We start from the raw sequence: 6,124 nt of genomic DNA, 5'->3' as shown, positions 1-6,124 counted from the left end.
GCGCCCGGCCGCCGGGGGCCGCACCCCTGCCGCCGGCTTCGGGAGCGCCCTACGGCGGGCGATCCGGAAGCCGGACCGGAACTCAACTGAAGTAGATCATCCTCCGCCAGTCATTCATTTCAGTTTATATGTTGCCGAGGGACCTTTCTCCTGGGGCCGTGCCGATCCGGCCCGGAGTTGCGGCTGTCGCGCGCCGCGCGTCCCCTTCGAGCTGCGGAATCTCCCCGGATCGCCCGGGCGCCCCCGGATCGGGGGCGGCGATCCCTTGACGCGGTCACCACATCGTCAGCACTCTGGTGCCTGGCCGAGCTGATATGACTGAGCATCAGATGCTTATTCATCTCAGCTCATGGCTTTCCTGCGACCAGTGTGAAGGGAGGTGTCCGTCATGAAGAAGATCGTCGTCCGCAAGACCGGCCCGGTCCGTCTGACCAGCACGGCGCGTGCGCTGTACCTGCCGTGGGACTGCATGGTGCAGGCCTGATCCCTTTTCCCGGGGAAACGGGGGAGCGGTGTCGACCCGACATGGCACTGTCGACCGGCGCCGCTCCTCCTTCGCCCACCCCCTCCGCCCACCCCCTTGCGGGAGGACACCCGTGCACTCCTCCGTGGACAGCAGCTCCGACGCCCCGGGCCTCGACCTGGACCGTCCGCTGCCACTGCGCCGGCTCGTCTACCTGGAGGAGGGCGACGAGGTCACCGTCGGCAGCCCGGAGACCGACACCTACGCCGTCCTCCCGGCCGACGGCGCCGAACTGGTCCGGATGCTGGCCGACGGCGTCACACCGCGCGAGGCCGCCCGGCGCTACGAGGCCGAGCACGGCGAGAGCGTCGACATCGCCGACCTGGTCGAGGCGCTCGTGGACCTGGACCTCGTCCGCTCCGCCGACGCCCCGGCGGAGGAGTCCGCACCCGTGCGCTGGCAACGGCTGGGCCGGGCCGTCTTCAGCCGGCCGGCACTGATCGGCTACGCGCTCGTGACGGCCCTCGCCGTGGTCGAGATGATCCGGGTCCCCCGGCTGGTACCCCGGATCGACAACCTCTTCTTCAGCTCCTCCTACACCCTCGTCGTGCTGATGCTGTTCTTCGGCCAGGCGCCGCTGCTCGCCCTGCACGAGGCCTTCCACGCGCTGGCCGGCCGCCGGCTCGGCCTGCGGTCGAGGCTCTCGGTCGGCCGCCGCCTGGTCTACCTGGTGCTGGAGACCTCCCTCGACGGGCTGGTCAGCGTGCCGAGACGGAAGCGCTACCTGCCGATCATGGCCGGCATGCTGGCGGACGTCCTGGCGATCGCCGTCCTCACCCTGGTCGCCGACGCGACGCACGGCGCCGCCCGGGGAGTGGCGTCGGTCTGCCTCGCGGTCGCCTACGCCACGACGCTGCGCCTCGCCTGGCAGGGCTTCTTCTACCTGCGGACCGACCTCTACGTCCTGCTCAGTACGCTCCTGGGCTCCGTGAACCTCCACGCCGCCGCCACGGACGTCCTGCGCAACGCCGTCCGGCGCGGCACCGGGCGCACGCCGCTGGACCTGTCCGTCCACCACCCGGTCGACCGGCGGGCCGCCCGCTGGTACGCCTGGCTGATGGTGGTGGGTTACGCGTTCACGCTCACCGTGTTCGCCGGCGTCGTCGTGCCGACGGCGTACCGCCTCCTGCACGACATGTGGCTGCGGCTGACCGGCCACGCCTCGGCGGCGGGCCGCCTCGACTCGCTCGTCCTCATGGTGCTCACCCTCGCGCAGACCGGCGCCGTCGTGGTCCTGGCCGCCCGGGAGCGGCGCGCCGCCCGGTCGGCCTGACCCCCGAACGCCCCGCCCCACCGCACCTCACCACGTCACCGCACGAAAGGCAGCTGCGTCATGGCCGAGCACCGCCACCACTGGGTCCGCGCCGCCCGGCGTCCCGACCGCGTCGACGCCCGCGAGCGGCTCGACCTGCCACCCGCCCTCGCCCTGGTGAACGCCGACCGCCGACTGCGCGGGCCCTACACGGCCGTCGGGTCGATCCTGCGCACGATCGTCCCCGACGCGCTGGCGCGCTGCCCGGAGGCCGTCGCCGGACACGACATCGAGATCCTCTCCACCACGCCGGAGCTGCGCGACCTGGTGCCCGCCACCCGCGAGACGCTGACCTCGCTGGCGGTGCCCAAGGAGCGGACCCGCTTCTACTCCGCACTGCGCACCCTGCGGATCGCCCACGGTCTGGTCGAGTTCCTGGAGGCGTACCTGCGGGCGGTCGGCCCGGCCCCGCGCTCGCTGATCGTCGAGGACGCCCACCGGGCCGACCCCACCGACGGTGAGTTCCTCGCCGTCCTGCTGCGGCGGATCGACCCGGAGCTGCTCACCGTGGTGGTCACCACCGGGACCGAGGCGCCGGAGCGTCCGGCCGGCCCCGGGAACGAGGTGCTGGCCGACGCGCTCGCCGCCCACTGCGCGGTGCTCGACGCGCCGGACGGGGGACGGCCGGCCGGGGACGCCGCCCGGACGGCGGCCGGAACCGCCGCGCTCGGCCGCGCCCACGTCGCGGCGGACGGCGCAGGCGACGACCCCGACCGCATCGCCGCCTACCTGGCCCTGCCCGCCACCGAGCGCGCCCTGCTGCACGACCTGCGACGGGCGGAGCTGGAGACGGCCGGCGAGTCGTCCCTGCGGCTGGGGGCCATCGCCTGGCACGCGGAGCACGGCAGCGACCCGGCGGGCGTCGGGGCCGACACGCTGCGCCACGCCCTCGACCACTGCATGGACCTCGGCTACTACCACGCCGTCGTGGACCTCGGCGAGCGCGGGCGGCAGCTCGTCACCCACGAGAGCCACCCGACCCACTGGTGGGCCTTCACCACCAAGATGACCACCTCCTTCGCCGCGCTCGGCCTGGCCGATCTGGCGCTGCCGCTGTACGACGAGGCCCGGGCGCTCAGCGCCTCGCCCGAGGTCCACATGCAGGCCGCGTACGCCACGGCGATGCTCCACACCCGGCACTTCGACACCGACCGGCGCGACCACCGGCTCGCCCGGGGCTGGGTCAACCAGGCGATCGCCTTCGCCAGTTGGCACCCGGACCCGAAGGAGCGGGAGGCGCGCGTGGTGTTCAACCGCAACGGGCTCGCGCTGATCGAGGTCCACCAGGGCCGCCTCGAAGCGGCGTTGACGCTGCTGGACGGCTGCATCGCGACCCTCGACGAGACGCTGGAGCCGCACGAGCACGCGCTGCACCGCTCCGTGCTCCGCTACAACCGCGCTCAGGTGTACGCGGGCCTCCGCCGCCACGCCGAAGCCGTCGCCGACTACACCGCGGTGATCGAGTGCGACCCCAACTACTCCGAGTACTACTTCGACCGGGGCATGCTCTGGCGCGAACTCGGCCGTCCGGAACAGGCGCTCGCCGACTACGACCGCGCCGTCCGGCTCTCGCCACCCTTCCCCGAGGCCTACTTCAACCGCGCCGACGTCCTGGCCGAACTCGGCGACACCGACGCGGCGGTGGCGGACTTCGGGTACGTCCTCCAGCTCGACCCGGAGTTCCGTGACGCCCGCCTCAACCGGGCCTCCCTGCTGTTCGAGGCGGGTGAGTACCGGCTCGCCCGGGAGGACGTCCGGGCCGGTCTCGCGGGCGATCCGGAGAACCCCCGGCTGCTGTGCCTCAAGGGCCAGGTGCTGGCCGCCGAGGGTGAGGGAACCGCAGCCGCCGAGTCCTACGCGGCCGCGCTCGCCGCCGACCCCGGCTGCGCCCAGGCGTGGGCGCTGATCGGTGAACTCCGCTACCAGGAAGGCGATCTGGACGCGGCCGGCAGCAACCTGGCGCGTGCCGTCGAGCTCTCGACGGAGCCCGGCATCCGGTTCAACCTGGCCGTGGTCCACCACGACGCCGGGCGGTTCGGGGAGGCGCTCCGGCTCCTCGACGAGGTGGTCGACTCGACCGAGGACGTGGACGCCCGGCTGCAGCGGGCGCGTTGTCTCATCGGACTCGACCGGGTGGACAACGCCAGGGCCGACCTGCTCGCCTGCCTGGAGGCCGATCCCGAGTCCGCCGGGCAGGTGTACGAGCTGATGCCGGAGCTGGCCCGCGCCTGACACCGTCCGTCCCGCGTCCCACCGGGCGCGCCGTTCCCTCGCCCCGCCGGACCAGGCCGCCCCTGCCGCACCCGTCGCCCCCGTCGCCCCTGCCGTTCCCGCTGCCCCGCGCAACGGGGGCGGCAGGGGCAGCGGGGGCGACGGCGTCCGGTCAGTGCGGTACCGCCGCCGCCCTGGCCAGCTCCTCGCGCACCCGCCTGCGGACGTGGGCCACCGCCGGCGAACCGGTGTACGCGGCGGCGACCCTGACCAGCCAGGCCGCCTCCTCGCGGAGGTCGGCCACCAGCGGGTGCGGCACGCACCCCTCGCCGGGCCCGGCGGGGAAGTGGTGCCGGGCCCGGGCCGCCTCCAGGACGGCGGCGATGGCGGCGGCCTCCACCACGACGGCGAACTCCTCGGCACGGGCCGGGCCGAGCACCTCCGCCACCCAGAGCGGGACGTGAGGATGCAGATGGGACCGGAGGGACAGCTGCCCGTCACGGATCTCGATGATCCGCCGGTACAGGGCGAACCGGATGTCCTGCCGCCGGGCCCTCGCCCGTCCGACGTTCCGGTCCTGGGTGACGAGTTCGATCTCCGGGACCACCGACCTCATCGCCGACCAGAGCGGGTCCAGCCTGCGGTGGTCACGCCGGGCGCGCGCCCGGCCGCCCCGGTCGTCCCAGCGGCTGACGGCACCGGCGAAGCAGGCTGCCGGTGTCGGCCACCCCGTCACCCGTGCCACGCCGCGCCGCGCGGCCCCGGCCGGCCGATCGTGCGCCACCACTGCGCCGTCCGGTCGGCCAGCCGGCCGATCGCGGTGGACCGGGGACGCTGCAGCGCCCGGTGCAGGGTCAGCGAGGCGACGAGCTCCGCCTCCTGCTCCTGCCGCTCCGTGTAGACCGACCGGCCGAGCACCCGGCGGACCAGCTCGTCCGGCAGCTGGGGTGTCAGCACGCGCGACACGACCGTGCTCAGTCCCGCGCCACCCGTGTGCGCGCAGAGCAGGTGACCGATCTCGTGCAGCACGATGTGCTGTTGGTGCAGGGCCGTGGTGTCGACCGCGTAGCCGATGTAGTCCGCGCGGTCGGTGCTGATCAGGACGCCGCACGGCGAGGGCGCCGGGCCGGAGAGGGGCATGAGCTCGATGGGCCTGCCGCGCAGCCGGGTGAGTGACTCGGTCAGTGCCGTGATGCCGAACGGGTCGGGAAGCGGTATCGACTCCGCGATGCCCCGACATCGCTGCCAGAGTTCATGGTCGACCCCACGCGAATGCCCCACGCCTGCCCCCCTGCTGTCCGACCGGCCCCGGTCGGGAGGCGATCCTACGGACGGGGGAGCGCGGGGAGAACCGCTTCGACGTCGATTTCCGCTACCTGCCACCGGCCTCGCGGCGGGCGATGGCCTCGATCATGTCGCTGATCGTGCCGAGGCCCTCGGGCGAGAGGGCCACCGCGCGCAGCGCCACGTCCCGGACGCCCGCGTCGCGCAGTGCTCCCAGCAGCGCCAGCTCCTCGGCGATCCGTGCGCTCTGCCGGTCGTCGAAGAAGTAGGTCGGCGGGACCTGGAAGAACTGTGCCAGCGCCTCCAGATGACGTTTCGTCGGGTTGTCCCGGCGGCCGGTCCGCAGCTGCCAGAGGTACGTGGCGGAGAAGCTCTCGCCGGTCGCCTCCCGACAGGCCCGGGCGACCTCCTCGTGGCTGTACTGCTCGCGGTCCGCGCGGCGGACGACGTCGAACAGCCGGTCCAGCTTCGCCGCGAGCGTGGACGCAACGGAGCCTGCGTCGGACACGGCCCACCCCTTCCCTCACCCCGTGCACACGCCCGGTGCGTGCGCGGACCGACCACTCCCGATGACCCGGGCCCGCGGAGCGGACCCGGGTCCTCATTCTAGGTGCCCCGGGGAGATGACGAGGGGGTACGCGGGGGACCGGTTCGATCGCACGGCCGGTGACCTGCGCGCGCGGTCGCACGCCCTGCCGGACACCCGGTCGTCCGGGAGGGGCCGGGTGTTGCGCCGGGTGTCGCGGTGGGCGGCGCCGGACCGCGGGGGCGGGCCGGCCCGGGCTCCTTCGGCC

5 protein-coding genes are annotated in these 6,124 nt (G+C 73.9%); 2 read left to right on the top strand and 3 right to left on the bottom strand.

Going from position 1 to position 6,124, the window contains the following annotated elements:
* Positions 1-596 precede the first annotated feature (596 nt).
* Together ACFWOG_RS38930 and ACFWOG_RS38925 are read left to right on the top strand one after the other, a co-directional pair.
* Positions 597-1,796, top strand: a complete 1,200-nt coding sequence (locus ACFWOG_RS38930; protein ID WP_380364308.1) for a hypothetical protein — start codon at positions 597-599, stop codon at positions 1,794-1,796.
* Positions 1,797-1,856: 60 nt separating this feature from the next.
* The gene (locus ACFWOG_RS38925) at positions 1,857-4,067 is read left to right on the top strand and encodes a tetratricopeptide repeat protein (protein WP_380364306.1); all 2,211 of its coding nucleotides are present in this window, start codon (positions 1,857-1,859) and stop codon (positions 4,065-4,067) included.
* A 151-nt stretch (positions 4,068-4,218) separates the two neighbouring features.
* Here ACFWOG_RS38925 and ACFWOG_RS38920 read toward each other — a convergent pair whose 3' ends face one another.
* From ACFWOG_RS38920 to ACFWOG_RS38910, 3 genes are all read right to left on the bottom strand, one after another.
* Entirely contained in the window at positions 4,219-4,782 is a 564-nt protein-coding gene (locus ACFWOG_RS38920) for a DUF6545 domain-containing protein (RefSeq protein WP_329881472.1), read from the bottom strand.
* Positions 4,779-5,327 (bottom strand): ParH-like protein, encoded by a 549-nt coding sequence (locus tag ACFWOG_RS38915; protein WP_355405912.1) that lies wholly within the window; start codon positions 5,325-5,327, stop codon positions 4,779-4,781. Before ACFWOG_RS38915 ends, ACFWOG_RS38920 begins: the two co-directional genes overlap by 4 nt.
* A gap of 91 nt (positions 5,328-5,418) precedes the next feature.
* On the bottom strand, positions 5,419-5,838 hold the full coding sequence (locus ACFWOG_RS38910) for an XRE family transcriptional regulator (RefSeq protein ID WP_355405911.1): 420 nt from the start codon (positions 5,836-5,838) through the stop codon (positions 5,419-5,421).
* Positions 5,839-6,124 lie beyond the last annotated feature (286 nt).

The sequence above is a fragment of the Kitasatospora sp. NPDC058406 genome, from assembly GCF_042722765.1.
In the GTDB taxonomy this organism is placed as follows: Bacteria; Actinomycetota; Actinomycetes; order Streptomycetales; family Streptomycetaceae; genus Kitasatospora.
Note: the sequence above shows the minus strand (reverse complement) of the source record. Positions and strands in the feature narration are given on the sequence as shown.